Source organism: Ruegeria sp. AD11(2025), from assembly GCF_056542405.1.
This window is the reverse complement of the sequence record NZ_JBQFZU010000003.1, coordinates 168,566-183,961: the sequence shown is the minus strand read 5'-3', so window position 1 is coordinate 183,961 and position 15,396 is coordinate 168,566. Positions and strand designations below refer to the sequence as shown.

Annotated in this window: 14 protein-coding genes; 10 read left to right on the top strand and 4 right to left on the bottom strand. The window is 57.8% G+C overall.

What is annotated here, in order from left to right:
• Positions 1–12: 12 nt before the first annotated feature.
• The 5 genes from ACR1XY_RS04380 to ACR1XY_RS04360 all read left to right on the top strand — a co-directional run bounded on the left by ACR1XY_RS04380 (position 13) and on the right by ACR1XY_RS04360 (position 3,203).
• Positions 13–261 (top strand): accessory factor UbiK family protein, encoded by a 249-nt coding sequence (locus ACR1XY_RS04380; protein ID WP_171669487.1) that lies wholly within the window; start codon positions 13–15, stop codon positions 259–261.
• A 308-nt stretch (positions 262–569) separates the two neighbouring features.
• A complete protein-coding gene (locus ACR1XY_RS04375; protein WP_480590232.1) occupies positions 570–1,070 on the top strand; it encodes a type III secretion system chaperone family protein in 501 nt (166 codons plus the stop codon).
• A gap of 36 nt (positions 1,071–1,106) precedes the next feature.
• Positions 1,107–1,922: a pyrroline-5-carboxylate reductase gene (proC, locus tag ACR1XY_RS04370; RefSeq protein WP_480590230.1), complete on the top strand. Its 816-nt coding sequence runs from the start codon at positions 1,107–1,109 to the stop codon at positions 1,920–1,922.
• Positions 1,915–2,253, top strand: a complete 339-nt coding sequence (locus ACR1XY_RS04365; protein WP_170670547.1) for a tRNA-binding protein — start codon at positions 1,915–1,917, stop codon at positions 2,251–2,253. Before proC ends, ACR1XY_RS04365 begins: the two co-directional genes overlap by 8 nt.
• The gene (locus ACR1XY_RS04360; protein ID WP_480590228.1) at positions 2,253–3,203 is read left to right on the top strand and encodes a 2-hydroxyacid dehydrogenase; all 951 of its coding nucleotides are present in this window, start codon (positions 2,253–2,255) and stop codon (positions 3,201–3,203) included. The genes ACR1XY_RS04365 and ACR1XY_RS04360 overlap by 1 nt, the downstream gene beginning before the upstream one ends.
• Here ACR1XY_RS04360 and ACR1XY_RS04355 read toward each other — a convergent pair.
• The gene (locus ACR1XY_RS04355) at positions 3,200–3,778 is read right to left on the bottom strand and encodes a thymidine kinase (RefSeq protein WP_480590226.1); all 579 of its coding nucleotides are present in this window, start codon (positions 3,776–3,778) and stop codon (positions 3,200–3,202) included. The two genes, ACR1XY_RS04360 and ACR1XY_RS04355, sit on opposite strands and share 4 nt — an antisense overlap.
• 346 nt (positions 3,779–4,124) lie before the next feature.
• Between ACR1XY_RS04355 and ACR1XY_RS04350 the strand changes: the two genes are divergently transcribed.
• Positions 4,125–4,586 carry a hypothetical protein gene (locus ACR1XY_RS04350; RefSeq protein ID WP_480590224.1) on the top strand — a complete coding sequence of 154 codons (462 nt, stop codon included), beginning with the start codon at positions 4,125–4,127 and terminating at the stop codon, positions 4,584–4,586.
• Between the two features lie 266 nt (positions 4,587–4,852).
• A complete protein-coding gene (locus ACR1XY_RS04345) occupies positions 4,853–5,395 on the top strand; it encodes a hypothetical protein (protein ID WP_480590222.1) in 543 nt (180 codons plus the stop codon).
• Positions 5,396–5,508: 113 nt separating this feature from the next.
• Here the strand turns inward: ACR1XY_RS04345 and ACR1XY_RS04340 are convergent, their stop codons facing one another.
• Complete coding sequence (locus ACR1XY_RS04340; protein WP_480590220.1) at positions 5,509–6,633, bottom strand: beta-ketoacyl-ACP synthase III; 1,125 nt, start codon at positions 6,631–6,633, stop codon at positions 5,509–5,511.
• Between the two features lie 167 nt (positions 6,634–6,800).
• On the opposite strand from ACR1XY_RS04340, the gene ACR1XY_RS04335 reads away from it, so the two are divergent.
• The 3 genes from ACR1XY_RS04335 to ACR1XY_RS04325 are packed head-to-tail and all read left to right on the top strand — an operon-like array spanning position 6,801 to position 11,354.
• Positions 6,801–7,268, top strand: a complete 468-nt coding sequence (locus tag ACR1XY_RS04335; protein WP_480590218.1) for a MarR family winged helix-turn-helix transcriptional regulator — start codon at positions 6,801–6,803, stop codon at positions 7,266–7,268.
• The gene (locus tag ACR1XY_RS04330) at positions 7,265–8,302 is read left to right on the top strand and encodes an efflux RND transporter periplasmic adaptor subunit (RefSeq protein WP_480590217.1); all 1,038 of its coding nucleotides are present in this window, start codon (positions 7,265–7,267) and stop codon (positions 8,300–8,302) included. Before ACR1XY_RS04335 ends, ACR1XY_RS04330 begins: the two co-directional genes overlap by 4 nt.
• A 10-nt stretch (positions 8,303–8,312) precedes the next feature.
• Positions 8,313–11,354: an efflux RND transporter permease subunit gene (locus ACR1XY_RS04325; protein ID WP_480590215.1), complete on the top strand. Its 3,042-nt coding sequence runs from the start codon at positions 8,313–8,315 to the stop codon at positions 11,352–11,354.
• Positions 11,355–11,373: 19 nt separating this feature from the next.
• Here ACR1XY_RS04325 and ACR1XY_RS04320 read toward each other — a convergent pair whose 3' ends face one another.
• Together ACR1XY_RS04320 and carB are read right to left on the bottom strand one after the other, a co-directional pair.
• Entirely contained in the window at positions 11,374–11,664 is a 291-nt protein-coding gene (locus ACR1XY_RS04320; RefSeq protein ID WP_480590213.1) for a VOC family protein, read from the bottom strand.
• A 378-nt stretch (positions 11,665–12,042) separates the two neighbouring features.
• A complete protein-coding gene (carB, locus tag ACR1XY_RS04315) occupies positions 12,043–15,387 on the bottom strand; it encodes a carbamoyl-phosphate synthase large subunit (RefSeq protein ID WP_480590211.1) in 3,345 nt (1,114 codons plus the stop codon).
• Positions 15,388–15,396: the final 9 nt, after the last annotated feature.

Below are 15,396 nucleotides of genomic sequence, written 5' to 3'. Positions count from 1 at the left end.
CGGAGTAAAGCCATGCAAACCCGCAACAAGATTCTCGACGACGTATCCCAGCTGATGACCAATGCCATGGGTGTGGCTCAGGGCGCGCGGGAAGAGGCCGAGAATGCGATGAAGTCTATGATCGACCGCTGGCTAGCCGACCGGGATTTCGTCACGCGTGAGGAATTCGATGCCGTTCGCGCAATGGCCCAGAAGGCGCGTGAAGAGAACGCAGCGCTTGAAGCACGCATTGCCGCGCTTGAGGCGAAGCTGGAAAAGTAAGCCCACATTCAGTTTTCGGTAAAACACATTCACCGTACAATCCGGACCCGGGTTGTGCGGTGTCGTGCATCTTGCCGTCTTGCGGAGTTTAATCAAGACAAAGCTGCGTGATGAGCCAATATTTTGATCGCAGTTGCCTTCTGTCCACAACTTATTGCTGTTATCCCCAATAAATAGGGTTGCCAGAACCCATCTTGCGTCGCACCATATTTAGTACAGGCCTACGGGGGAAGCCCGGCTTGTAGAGCAGGCAACTAGCGCTGGGGCGCTGCCAGCCCCAAAATGCTAGAGATTAGTGAGGTGGCATTATGGCCCTTTCCGAGCAGTTTCTCGAAGAAGACCTTCATCCGATTGATATTGTTGAACATTTGGCCGAACATCACGACTGGGACTTTGACCGGATCGGGGATGATCAGATCGCCATGGCTGTCGAAGGGCAGTGGCGGACGTATTCGATCACTTTGGCCTGGTCGCACTATGATGAAACCCTGCGGATGGTCTGCTCCTTTGAAATGGAGCCTCCGTCCGAACGCGAAAACGAGCTGTATGAGCTGCTGAACAAGATGAATGATCAGTGCTGGGCGGGGGCGTTCACCTATTGGGCCAACCAGAAACTGATGGTCTATCGGTACGGACTGGTTCTGGCCGGCGGTCAGATGGCGAGCCCAGAACAGATCGACACCCTGATCAACGCAGCGGTGCTGAGCGCCGAACGGTTCTACCCGGCAATCCAACTGGTCACATGGGGCAACCGTACCCCTGAAGAGGCGATGCAAGTCGCCATTGCAGAGGCCTACGGCCGCGCGTAAAGCTTTGCCCCAAACCGTGTAGGGGGAGGGGCAATCATGGACATGTCACGCGTCGCCGAGCAGGGGCTGGTGCTTTTGGGATGCGGTAAGATGGGATCGGCCATGCTCGCCGGATGGTTGGAGCATGGCCTTACTGCGTCCGCTGTCTGGGTGATCGACCCGAACCCCTCGGACTGGTTGAAGGCGCAGGGTGTCAATATCAACACACCTTTGCCCGAAGCGCCCGCGGTGGTGCTGGTGGCCGTCAAACCGCAGATGATGGGTGAGGCCCTGCACGCCATAAAAGCTTTGGGAGGGGGTCGCAGTCTGTTCGTGTCGGTCGCTGCGGGCACCTCGATTGCCACATTCGAATCCGTTTTGGGTGACGACACACCGATCGTGCGCGCCATGCCAAACACTCCAGCCGCGATCCGGCAGGGAATCACAGCCTTGATCGGCAACTCGGTTGCATCGGATGCTGATTTAGCGCTGACCGAAAACCTGCTGTCGGCCATTGGTGAAACGGTTCTGTTGCAGGACGAGGCGCAAATGGACGCCGTCACCGGCCTCAGCGGCTCAGGTCCGGCCTATGTGTTCCATTTGATCGAAACACTGGCAGCTGCCGGGCAGGCGCAGGGCCTGCCGCATGAGTTGGCGATGAAGCTGGCCAAATCAACCGTGGCCGGGGCAGGGGCGTTGGCGAAGGCGGCCGAGGAAGACCCTTCACAGCTTCGTATCAACGTGACCTCACCAAACGGCACCACGCAGGCCGCGCTTGAAGTGCTGATGCACGAAGAAGAGGGCTTCCCCGACCTGCTGTACCGCGCTGTCAAAGCTGCAACCGACCGATCCAAGGAGCTGTCCCGTGAGTGAGATTACCTTCGACGACTTTCTCAAGGTTGATATACGCGTGGGTGAAGTGACCCGCGCCGAACCCTATCCCGAAGCCCGCAAACCGGCGATCAAGATGTGGATCGATTTCGGCGATGAGATCGGCGAGCGAAAAACCTCGGCCCAGGTCACCGCGCATTACGATCCGGCGACGCTGGTAGGTAAGCAGGTGATGGCCGTCGTGAACTTCCCACCACGCCAGATCGGCCGGTTCATGTCTGAGGTTCTGGTACTGGGTCTGCCCGATGAAAACGGTGAAATCGTCCTGATCGGCCCGGACGGCGAGGTTCCTGTTGGCGGGCGAATGCACTGATGAAACTGTTTATCGCTCGCCCAATGACGGCTGCCGTCGAGGCCCGCGCCCGCGCAGAGTTTGATGTCGAGATCCGCAGTGAAACGCTGCCTTTGACACGCGATGAGATGCTGCGCGCGCTGACTGACTTTGACGTGGTTGTGCCCACACTAGGCGATCTATTCTCGGCTCAGGTGTTCGCCGAAGCGCCCAAACCGCGCTGCAAACTGCTGGCAAATTTCGGCGTCGGCTACAATCATATCGACGTAGACGCGGCCCGTGCCGCTGGCATTGCCGTCACCAATACACCCGGGGCAGTGACCGATGCCACCGCCGACATCGCCATGACCCTGCTGCTGTCGACCGCGCGCCGCGCGGGCGAGGGCGAACGGCTGGTTCGGGCTGGTTACTGGCAGGGCTGGCACCCGACGCAGATGCTGGGTCATCACGTCACCGGCAAACGAGTCGGCATCGTCGGCATGGGACGGATTGGTCAGGCCATCGCGCGCCGTTGCCATTTCGGGTTTGGAATGCAGGTCGCCTATCAGTCCCGCAGCCCGAAGGACTTGGACTTTGCCGCTGAATTCACCCCCGACCTGGCCGCTTTGGCCGGATCGGTCGATTTTCTAATCCTGGCCGTCCCTGGCGGTGCCGAAACCCGCCACCTGATCAACGCACAGGTGTTGGAGGCGATGAACCCCTCGGCCATCCTGATCAACATCGCGCGTGGAGAGGTTGTGGACGAGACCGCCCTGATCGCCGCGCTTCAATCGGGCCAGATTGCGGGTGCGGGGTTGGATGTCTACGAATTCGAACCCGCCGTTCCGCAAGCTCTGAGCAATATGGAGAACGTGACCCTGTTGCCTCATCTGGGTACCGCTACCGAAGAGGTGCGCACCGATATGGGGCACATTGCGCTGGACAACGTCGCCGCCTTCGTCGCGGGTCGCGCGCTGCCAAATCCGGTTTAAGATCCGATTGCCTCGCGCCAGTGTTTGCGGCAGAGCGAGACATAGGTCTCGTTCCCACCTATCTGTACCTGTGCTCCCTCGGTGATGGTCTTGCCGTTTTCGTCCTGGCGAATCACCATCGTCGCCTTGCGGCCGCATCTGCAGATCGTGCGGACCTCTCGCATCTCATCCGCTAGCGCCAGCAGGGCAGCTGATCCGGGGAACAAGTGCCCCTGAAAATCCACCCGCAACCCATAGGTCAGGACCGGAACACGCAGATCATCCACTGCGCGGGCCAGTTGCCAGACTTGCTCTTCGGTCAGAAACTGCGCCTCATCCACGAAAACGCAGGCGATCTGACCTCGGTTCAGGCGCGTCTCAATCATTGCAAACACGTCATCGCCCCCCGAGAACGTATCGGCATCGGCGGAAATCCCGATCCGCGAGGCGATCTTCCCCGCGCCGGCCCGTCCATCCAGAGCAGCGGTCATCAGATAAGTGTCCATGCCCCTTTCACGATAGTTGTGCGAGGCCTGCAGCAACACGGTCGATTTACCCGCGTTCATGGTCGAATAGTTGAAATACAGCTTTGCCATGCGCCCGGGTCTAAAACGCCTTACCCCCTTGGGCAAGATACGAAACAAGCGACGTCGCCGCTGTTGTTGCAGGGGCCGAGCCTAAGCTCAAGGGGGATGGATCCCCCGCTTTCACAACAACGACGCCGTTGGCCGACATGCGGCCAAAACAGAGCGAGGCTAGTATTCTGCCCCGCAATTACTCGTCACCGGCCTAAACGGCCGCCACTCACTCACAAAACCCCCGAATATCTGAGGGATAGCCAATGTATGACATTTCAATTAAGACTCGAGTATGGGAAATTTCTTTTCCCTTTCCCCCACAGTGGCAGATGTTGTGGGAGAGACAGGCAGAAAAGGTAAAAACATGGCAGATATCGGGGCCTATCTGAAAAAACACACAGAAGCATTGGTCAAGGACGTCGGCATTGAATCCGCATGTGAGATCACTGGCAAATCCAAGGCGACTCTGGGCCGGTATTATTCAGACAACGCCGAACATGTTGATCGGTTCATGCCGGTGGATTCAGTCGCGCGGCTTGAGGCCGTTTCTACCTATCCGCATGTCACCTCGGCACTGGCCGATCTGAAAAACATCACCTTGTCCTATGACGGTCGCAATGCGGACACACCGCGCACCGGCGGAGTGAACTCGGACGTCATCGCCCTGAGCCAGCGGTTCGCGATGCTGATGACCGAATATCAGGCCGCAATCGAAGACGGCATCATCACCGTGAACGAAGCCAAGCGCCTGCTCAAGGAAACCAGCCTGCTGCAACAGGTGCTGATCGAGATGAAGCTGCATCTGGAAGAGGAAAGCGTAAGCTAGGGTTAGTCGCTAACCTTCTGATTACGAATATCTGATGACGCGAGCTACAAAGGTCTGGTTTGCGGACAAAGCTGCCATTGAAGTGACGATCTGAGCGCGTCGACAACTCATGCAACCGACGGACTAATGTGGTTGGCAACTAGACTTCATCTGAAAATGTTGACACCAACCTCTGTGTACAGCCATTTGAGAAAGATCCCAAAAGAGCAGAGGCTAGTACATTGCTGCAATTCTTGACGAATGGACTTTCTTGCCTGAGTTTCTGCTTGGCAAACGCTCTGTCGGTCGCGGCGTTGACGTTCGCGCCATCAGAGTCAATCGCGGATACTTCTACTAGGGAGATCTATCCCAAGCCGGTTTTCTTCAATCAAGCAAGTAACCCGAGAGATCAATTTGTGCTTGATGCAATTGCAGCTACATTTGTAGCCTTGCGACCAAATGGAGATGTCAGCAAGGATTTAGATTTCAACAAGGAAATTACAAATCCAAATCTTGTCTTTGTGTCAGAGCCCAACATCATTCAGGACCGAAGGTTAAACCCCGACGCCATAGGGTTCATTGAAGGCTCTTGGGAAGAAGCGCTGCTCTCACAGGACACGGTGTCGGACACATGCTACGTGCAAGAGATTGTCCCTCCTTTAGCTGTAGAACGTTCGGTCATCGCGTTTCATAACGTCCAACCAGAGTCCACTGAGGATATCTACAGGTGTTTTACTTTGGCGCTGACTTTCCTGCTAGATGGCCGTTACGACGAGCTTGACCTCGACCAATGGAGAGACGACGTCGTTAAACTGTTGGCTCGATACTAGTGTGCCGAAACTTACTTGAACTTTTTGATCATTTTGAACAGCACCGCAATTGACACAAAGGGCTCAAAGCAGACAGTCGAACACTCTTTTGTGCGAATTCTGGAAACAGCCCACTAACCGCGCCGCTTCACGATCACCGACCCCACCGAATACCCGGCCCCGAACGAGCAGATCAGCCCGACATCCCCATCCGTCAGATCATCGGAATACTTGGAGAACGCAATGATCGACCCGGCCGAGGATGTATTGGCATAGTCCTGCAGGATGTTGGGTTGCTCACCGGCCTCAGGCTCGCGGCCCAGCACCTTTTTCCCGATGAAATCGTTCATCGTCTTGTTGGCCTGATGCAGCCACAGGCGTTTCAGGTCACTGCTGGCCACGCCTTCGGACTCCATGTGATCCGAGATGTGTTTGCTGACCATCGGCAGCACTTCCTTAAACACCTTGCGACCGTTCTGCATGAACTGCATATCGCGACGATCCACCACTCCGGCAGGGCGCGAGCGGCGCAGGAAGCCGTTGTTGTTGCGGATGTTGTTCGAGAACGAAGTGGCACAGCGGGTCGAGAGGATTTCGAAATGAGGGCCTTGCGCGTCTTCGATCCGTTCGATCAGGGTGGCCGTGGCCACGTCGCCAAAGATAAAGTGACAGTCTCTGTCGCGCCATTCCAGATGGCCCGAGCAAATCTCGGGATTCACCACCAGTGCCGACCGCACCGAACCCGAACGGATCATGTCCGCCGCCGCCTGAATGCCGAACGTGGCCGAGGAACAGGCGACGTTCATATCGAAACCGAACCCTTTGATCCCCAGCGCCTGCTGGATTTCAATTGCAATTGCCGGATAGGCGCGTTCGTGGTTCGAGGCGGCGCAGATCACCAGATCGACATCTTCGGCGCTGCGCCCGGCCTGAGCTAACGCCTTTTTGCAGGCATACACAGCCATTTCGGTCATGATGCCGGGCTCTTCATCGCTGCGCTGGCGCAGCAGAGGGTGCATCACATCCGGGTTCAGAACACCCGACTTGTCCATCACATAGCGGTTCTCAATGCCCGAGGCCTTTAGGATGAACTCCTCGGAGGAATGCTGCATCGGCTCCATCTCGCCAACTGCTATCGCGTCGGCATTCAAAGCGTTCTGCTTGTCGGCATAGGCGTTGAAGGCGGCGACAAGCTCGGCATTGGTGATGACGCTTTCGGGCGTGAAAACACCGGTGCCGGTGATTGCAGGGGTATACATGGCGGGTCCTGGACGTTTCGAGTTTGCCTAAAATGCAGTCACAGCAGGGTTTGATCAAGGTATGGTGACCTAACGGAATGTGGTAGGTTCTTCCTATTTGCGCTTCATATCTTGAATAGTTCGAAATTCGAAGTATATGACCAACCAGACTCATCCGGAGAGTTCGTATGTCAGACGATATCAGCACCAGGCTTAGCCGTCTCAGTCCTGAGATTCAGGCCATTATGGGTGTGTATGCTTTATACTGGAAGCTGGAAGAGGCCTTTGACTGCGTCGAAACCGATCTGAGCCATCTCGAATGCCATATGCTGATTAAACTGGATCAGCCGAAACGCATGGGCGTATTGGCTGTGGATATGTTGACCGTCCCTTCGACCATCACGGCAACAGCGGACGGTTTGGAAAAGGCCGGGCTGTTGATCCGCGAACGCGACCCGGAAGACCGTCGAGCCTGGCTGCTGGTTTTGACAGAGCAGGGCCAGGACCTGCGCAACATGCTGGTGTCCGTGGCCGGAGACGTGTTCCACCGCTCTTCTGGTCTGGATGCGGAAGAAACTGCCCAATTCGCGCGGCTGGCGCGCAAAATTCGAGACAACATACTGAAAACGGGAATTCCCGAGGGACTGACGAAATGAAACTCCTCACTGTTCTAAGCGCGACCCTGATCGCGTTGGCGACCACGGCTGTGGCGCAAGACACGGCCAAGCCAGTCAAGTTGATGCAGGTACAGGAAACCTCGCCCGGATTTTCGCGGCAGTTTTTCGGGCGCGTGGCTGCCCGGCAGACTGTTGACCTGGCCTTTCAGGTATCCGGTCAGATCGTGGAAATGCCGGTGAACGAAGGCTTTGTGATCCCCAAAGGCGAGTTGATTGCGCAACTGGATCAAGCCCCGTTCCAGCGCCGTTATGACCGGGCCGTGCTGCAAAAGGACCAGGCTGATCGGACCTTGGCCCGTCTGTCGCGCCTGCGGGGAACGACGGCCAGCCAGGTGGCAGTGGACGACGCAGAAACTGCAGCACAACTGGCCGAGATCGCGGTGCGGGATGCGGAATACGATCTGGAACACGCCACGCTGACAGCACCGTTTGACGCGCTGGTGTCCAGCCGGGCGGTCGAGGCCTTTACCACGGTGTCAGCCGGTGCGCCCATTGTTCGCATTCACGACATGTCCGAGTTGCGGATCGAGGTCGACGTGCCCGAGATTCTGTTCCAGCGGTCATCTCAAGAAAATGAACTGACGATCACCGCGAAATTCCCCACCAGTGATGAAGTGTTTCCTCTCGAGATCCGCGAGTTCGATGCCGAAACGTCCAGCGTGGGGCAGACGTTTCGTATCCAGTTCGGCCTGACCCCGCCAGAGGGGCTGCAGATTCTGCCGGGCTCGTCCGTGACTGTGAACGTTAAGGTGCAGGATACACGGACTGGCATAGTCGTCCCGGCTTCGGCAATCGTTGCCGATGCTGATGGTGCGCTGGGCGTCATGGTATTCTCGCCGGTCGGTGCCGATGAGGGCTCTATCCGTTACGTGCCTGTTACTATCGAACCGACCCAAACGGGTGATGTTCGGGTGCTGACCGGCCTGTCGGATGGCGATGAAATCGTTGTCGCCGGTGGGGGAGCACTGACCGATGGTCAGGCCGTACGCCGCTTTGCCGGTTTCGCGAACTGAGGGTGGACAGATGAACATCGCACGCACCTCAATTGACCGGCCACTTTATACTTGGCTGATCATCCTGTTCGCCCTGTTTGGCGGTATCTGGGGGTTCCTTTCGCTGGGCCGATTGGAAGACCCTGCCTTCACCATCAAAAACGCCGTCATCGCGACCCAGTATCCGGGTGCCACTGCAGAACAAGTGGCGTTGGAGGTTTCGGAGCCGCTGGAATCTGCCATTCAGCAAATGGGCGAAGTCGATACCATCACATCAGTCAACCAACCTGGTTTCTCGCTGATCGAGGTCGAGATCAAATCTACCTATGACGGCACGGAACTGCCGAGTATCTGGACCGAACTGCGCGCCAAGGTGCGCGATGCGGGGCGAAGCTTGCCTCCGGGTGTTGGCGCGCCTTTGGTCAACGACGGATTTGGCGATGTGTTTGGCCTGTTTTATGCAGTAACGGCCGAAGGTTTTACAGACGCCGAGAAACACGAACTGGCGACTTTTCTGCGACGCGAGCTGCTGACCGTATCTGGTGTGGCGGATGTCGAGGTTATGGGCCTGCCGCAAGAGGCCATCTTTGTTGAACCCGACCTTGCCATTTCCGTGAATCAGAATGTACCTATTCAAACCATCAACGAAGCCATTGCCAACGCAGATTCTGTGAATGCATCTGGTTCGGTTCGGTCCGAGAATGACCGCACGACCATCCTGACGGCCGAAGGGTCGGACACCGTTTCGGCCATTGCCGGGTTGTCGGTGGGATCGCAAGGGCAGGTGATCAACCTGTTCGACATGTCCCACGTTTACCGGGGTCGCCAGACCGACCCGGATGTCATGATCCGGTTCAACGGCACTGAGGCGTTCACGCTGGGCATCGCGGGGCTGTCGACCGAGAACATTGTCGAGGTTGGTCAACGCGCGGATGCCAAGTTTGCCGCGCTGGATTCCCAGATCCCATTTGGGGTGGAAATCCTGCCGATCTATCAACAGCATGTTGTGGTCGAGCAGGCCTCCAACGATTTCCTGGTGAATCTGGCGATGTCCGTCAGTATCGTGGTTGCGGTGCTTGGCATATTCATGGGGTGGCGCGCGGCGGTGGTCGTTGGCTCGACTCTGTTGCTGACTGTTGTGGGCACATTGTTGTTCATGTCGATTTTTTCGATCGAGATGGAGCGGATTTCGCTCGGCGCCCTGATCATTGCGATGGGGATGCTGGTGGACAACGCTATCGTTGTCGCCGAGGGGATGCAGATCGCCATGCTGCGCGGTAAGAACTCGCGCGATGCGGCGGATGAGGCCGCGTCCAAGACGCAGATCCCGCTGCTGGGGGCCACTGTAATCGGCATAATGGCGTTTGCCGGGATCGGTCTCAGCCCCGATGCGACTGGCGAATTCCTGTTCTCGCTGTTTGCGGTGATCGGCATCTCACTGATGCTCAGTTGGGTGCTGGCGCTGACCGTAACACCTTTGTTAGGACACTACTTCTTCAAACAGGGTAAAGAGGGTGAGGTTGATGCCTATGGCGGTATCATGTTTCGTGTCTATGGGGCGATCCTGCGTTGGTCGCTGCGGATGCGCTGGCTGGTGATTGCAGCCTTGGTCGGAATCACGGTGGCCTGCTTCGCGGGCTTCGGTCTGGTAAAACAGCAGTTCTTTCCAGACTCGAACACGCCGCTGTTCTTCGTACATTACAACTTGCCACAAGGTACGCCGATTGCCCGTACGGCCGAAGACATGGCCGTGTTCGAAGACTGGCTGGCCGAGCGCGACGATGTTGTGTCCGTCACGACCTTTGTCGGACAGGGTGCAACTCGGTTCCTGCTGACCTATTCGGCGGAAAAGCCAAACCCAAGCTACGGTCATATGATCATCCGAACCAACACGCTGGATGACATCCCGGCGCTGCGGGCGGATCTTGAGGCGTTCGGTCAGGCGCAATTCCCCGAAGGCCAGTTCCGTACCAAGCGTTTGATCTTTGGCCCTGGAGGAGGTGATCCGGTTCAGGCGCGGTTCTCGGGAAGTGACCCGGCGGTGTTGCGCGAACTGGCCGATGCTGCGGTGCTGAAATTGCGCGAGGCCTCGCCCAACGCGCTGAACGTCTATCACGACTGGCGCGAGCAAGAATTGGCAGTGCAGCCGATCTACGCGACCGAGCGGGCCCAGACTGCAGGTGTCTCACGCGAGGACATTGCGGCAACGTTACAGTTTTCCACAGATGGCATCACTGCCGGCGGCTTCCGCGAGCGGGACCGCTTGATCCCGATCATCCTGCGCCGCCCCGCGGACGGGGACTACTCGATCGTGGATCAGGTTGTGTACTCGGATCAGTCGGAGAAATTTGTTCCCATCGAGCAAATGGTCGATGGGTTCGAATACAAGTCGCTCAACACGCTGGTGCATCGCCGCGACCGGGTGCTGACAATCACCGTTGGCGCTGACATCCCACCGGATATGACGGCAGCACAGGTCCACTCCGAAGTCCGTGCGGCCATCGAGGGTATGGAGCTTCCGCCGGGGTACCGGATGGAATGGGGAGGCGAGTTCGAAAACGCCGGTGAAGCCAATGAAAGCCTTGGCCGCCAGTTGCCGCTGAGCCTGCTGATCATGGTGCTGATCTCGGTGCTGATCTTTAATGCAATCCGTCAGCCGATCATCATCTGGCTGCTGGTTCCGATGTCGGTGAACGGCGTGGTGATCGGCCTGCTGGGCACCGGTCTTCCGTTCACCTTCACCGCGCTGCTAGGCTTGCTCAGCTTGTCGGGGATGCTGATCAAGAACGGCATCGTTCTGGTCGAAGAAATCGATCTGGTCCGCGCCACCGGCAAACCCTTGAGAGAAGCGATTGTCGAGGCTTCAGTCTCGCGTCTGCGCCCCGTAATGCTGGCCGCAATTACCACCATTCTGGGGATGGCGCCGCTGCTGACGGATGCGTTCTTCCGCTCCATGGCGGTGACGATCATGGGTGGCCTGGCCTTCGCCACGATCCTGACAATGGTTGCGGCGCCGGTCTTTTACCTCGTGTTATTCGCGCGGGATGAAAAGCGCGAGGCAGCAACGGCCTGACAATCACCGGGCGGCTGTTTCAGTCGCCCGGATCTTCTGCCGGGTCGTAGTGATTGAAAAAACCTGACAGCTTGTTGCCATCCGGGTGGCGCAGATAGGCGACATAGAAATCGGGCGCGTAGGATTCTCGTGTGCCCGGTACCCCTTCGTCGGTGCCGCCGTGGTGCTGCCCCGCCGCGTGAAATTGCCGGACCTGTGTCGCGTTGTTGGCGGGGAAGGCCATCATGGTCCCGTTGCCCACGCTGGCGGCCCTGCCGTCAAAGGAGGAACAGACCCAAAATCCGGTACCGTCTTCCGGTTCCTTTCCCAAACCTGCGCGATCCTCGGATCACCCTGGCAGGCGGGGTTGTTCCAGAACAACAAAGATCGCGCCATAAAACCGGATGGCCCGTTTCAGGTCATTTGTGCCGTATGTGGTGTAAAGGCGCATGGCTCTCCTGCTGGTTTAAAAAAGCATCATGCAGCCTGCGCACGCACAGGGACAGCTAAACAGTACTGAAGGCCGTGTCAGATCAGTGGGATCAGCGGTACATCACATGCGGCAAGCGTCATCAAAGCGGCGAGAACCATAAACCTGCGCATTTCGTATTCCTTCTGCTCGTTTGCAGAAAAGATGCGCGCCCGAAGACACGGGGTCAACGGGCGCGGTGTGTTTGGTTCAAAATGCGCGGGTTTCGCCGCAGGCGAGTTAGCCCTGCAGCGACTTCACCTCAACATCCCCTTCGGCCTGTGCCTTGATCGCCAGTGCCGCAGCATGGCTGGCGGCCGCAGTGGTGAAATAGGGGATCTTGTCATAGAGCGCGATTGAGCGGATGGATTTGCTGTCCTCGACCGCCTGTGCGCCTTCGGTTGTGTTCATCAACAGCTGCACCTGACCGTCTTTCAGCATGTCAACGACGTCCGGACGGCCTTCATAGACCTTGTTGACCACGTCGCAGTCCACGCCGTGATTGGACAGCCAGCTTTGGGTGCCGCGGGTCGCAATCAGCTTGAACCCTTGCTGGATCAGAACCTGAGCGGCCTCGAGCATCGCAGCGGTCTTGTCAGCATCCTTGATCGAGATAAATGCGCGGCCCGAGGACGGCAGCACCATACCGGCCCCCATCTGCGCCTTAAGGAAGGCGCGCGGGAAGTCGCGATCCCAGCCCATAACCTCGCCGGTTGAGCGCATTTCCGGGCCCAAAATGGTGTCAACGCCGGGGAACCGAGCGAAGGGCAGCACGGCCTCTTTTACTGAGAACCACGGCATGTCCGGGTCGGCCAGGGTCATTTGGTCGGCGATCTTGGTGTCCTTGCCTTCCTGATACGGCGGACGCATCGGGAAGTTCGACAGTTTCTCGCCTGCCATGACGCGCGCGGCAATCGAGGCAATCGCGCTGTCAGTGGCCTTGGCCACGAAGGGCACGGTGCGCGAGGCACGGGGGTTCACTTCGATCAGGTAGATTTCGTCGTCCTTGATCGCGAATTGCACGTTCATCAGACCAACGACATTCAGCGCCTTGGCCAGTTTGAAGGTCTGATCCTTGATCTGACCGATGATCTCTTTCGACAGTGAGTAGGGCGGCAACGAACAGGCGGAGTCGCCCGAGTGGACACCCGCCTCTTCGATATGCTGCATGATGCCCGCGACATGGACGTCAATACCATCGCAGAGCGCATCTACATCCAGTTCCACGGCACCTGCTAAATAACTGTCGAGCAGCACAGGGCTGTCGCCCGACACTACCACGGCCTCGTTGATGTAACGTCTCAACTGGTCCATATCGCGCACGATTTCCATCGCGCGACCACCCAAAACGTAGGAGGGGCGGATGACCAGCGGAAAGCCGATCTCGTCGGCAATTTCAAGTGCCTTTTCGTCAGTCGAAGCGATGCCGTTTTTCGGCTGTTTCAGGCCCAGTTTGTTGACCAGCGCCTGGAACCGCTCACGGTCTTCGGCCAGGTCGATGGCGTCCGGTGTGGTGCCGAGGATCGGGATACCCTCGGCCTCCAGCGCGTTGGCCAGTTTCAGTGGTGTCTGGCCGCCGAACTGTACGATAACACCGTGCAACGTGCCGTTTTCCTGTTCTTTCGTCAGGATTTCCATCACGTGTTCAAAGGTCAGCGGCTCGAAATACAGGCGATCCGAGGTGTCATAGTCGGTCGAGACTGTCTCGGGGTTGCAGTTGACCATGATGGTCTCATAGCCGGCCTCGGTCAGCGCGAAACAGGCGTGGCAGCAGCAATAGTCGAACTCGATCCCCTGACCGATCCGGTTCGGGCCACCGCCGAGGATGACGACCTTTTTGCGATCACTGGGCCGCGCCTCGCATTCGACCTCACCCATCATCGGCGCTTCATAGGTCGAATACATATAAGGCGTCTGAGCCTCGAACTCGGCTGCACAGGTGTCGATGCGTTTGAACACGGCATTGACGCCCAGATTGCGGCGGGCGCGGCGGACGTTGTCCTCGTCCCGGCCCGTCAGATTACCCAAGCGCGCATCGGTGAAACCCAGCATTTTCAGCTTACGGATGCCTTCTTCGGTGACGGGCAGGCCGTCTTTGCGGACCTGACGCTCGGCCTCAATAATCTCGCGGATACGGGCAAGAAACCAAGGGTCGAACTTAGTGACGCCAAAGATCTCGTCATCAGTCAGACCGTGACGTATGGCCTGTGCGATGGTACGCAGACGGTCGGGCGTCTGTTGGCTGATCGCCTTGATCACTGCAGCCTTGTCGTCGGCTTCTTCCCACACACCCACATTCAGGCCAGGGATTTCGATTTCGTCAAAGCCGGTCAGGCCCGATTCCATAGAGGCCAGCGCCTTTTGCATCGATTCATGGATCGTGCGGCCTATAGACATGGCCTCACCCACCGACTTCATGGCGGTGGTCAGGTAAGGCTCTGAGCCGGGGAACTTCTCGAATGCAAACTTCGGGATCTTGGTGACGACATAGTCGATGGTCGGCTCGAACGAGGCGGGCGTGACCTTGGTAATATCGTTGTCCAACTCGTCCAGCGTGTAACCAACGGCCAGTTTTGCCGCGATTTTGGCAATCGGGAAACCGGTCGCTTTCGATGCCAGTGCCGATGAACGAGAAACGCGCGGGTTCATCTCGATCACGACCATCCGGCCATCTTCAGGATTGATCGCCCATTGCACGTTTGAACCGCCGGTTTCGACCCCAATCTCACGCAGAACGGCAATCGAGCCGTTGCGCATGATCTGGTATTCCTTGTCGGTCAGCGTCAGGGCAGGGGCCACGGTGATCGAGTCGCCGGTGTGCACGCCCATCGGGTCAATGTTTTCGATGGAACAGACGATGATCGCGTTGTCGGCGGTGTCGCGCACCACCTCCATCTCGTATTCTTTCCAACCCAGCAGGCTTTCATCGACGAGGATCTGGTTGACCGGCGAGGCATCCATGCCCGAGCGGCAGAAATGGATATAATCCTCGCGGTTATAAGCTACACCACCGCCGGTACCGCCCAAGGTAAAGGCAGGGCGGATGATGGCAGGCAGGCCGATCTCTTCCAACTCGTCCAGCGCCATCTGCACACCGGCGTCCAGATCGGTGGAACCGTCTTTACGCTTGGGAGCAGTCACGATGGTCGCTTTTGGGTTTTCCAGGCCCAACCGGTCCATTGCCTTGCGGAACAAGGCGCGGTCTTCGGCCATCTCGATAGCGTCGCGCTTAGCACCGATCATCTCGACACCGAACCTGTCCAGAACACCCATTTCTTCCAGCGCGAGCGAGGTATTCAGGCCGGTCTGCCCACCCATGGTGGGCAGCAGCGCGTCGGGGCGTTCTTTCTCGATGATCTTAGCAACAACTTCGGGGGTGATCGGCTCGATATAGGTGGCGTCCGCCAGCCCGGGATCGGTCATGATGGTGGCTGGGTTTGAGTTCACCAGAATGACCCGGTATCCTTCTTCCCGCAGCGCCTTACAGGCTTGGGCACCGGAATAGTCGAACTCGCAGGCCTGACCGATAACAATGGGGCCCGCCCCGATGATCATGATCGACTTGATGTCGGTTCTTCTCGGCATGGCCACGTT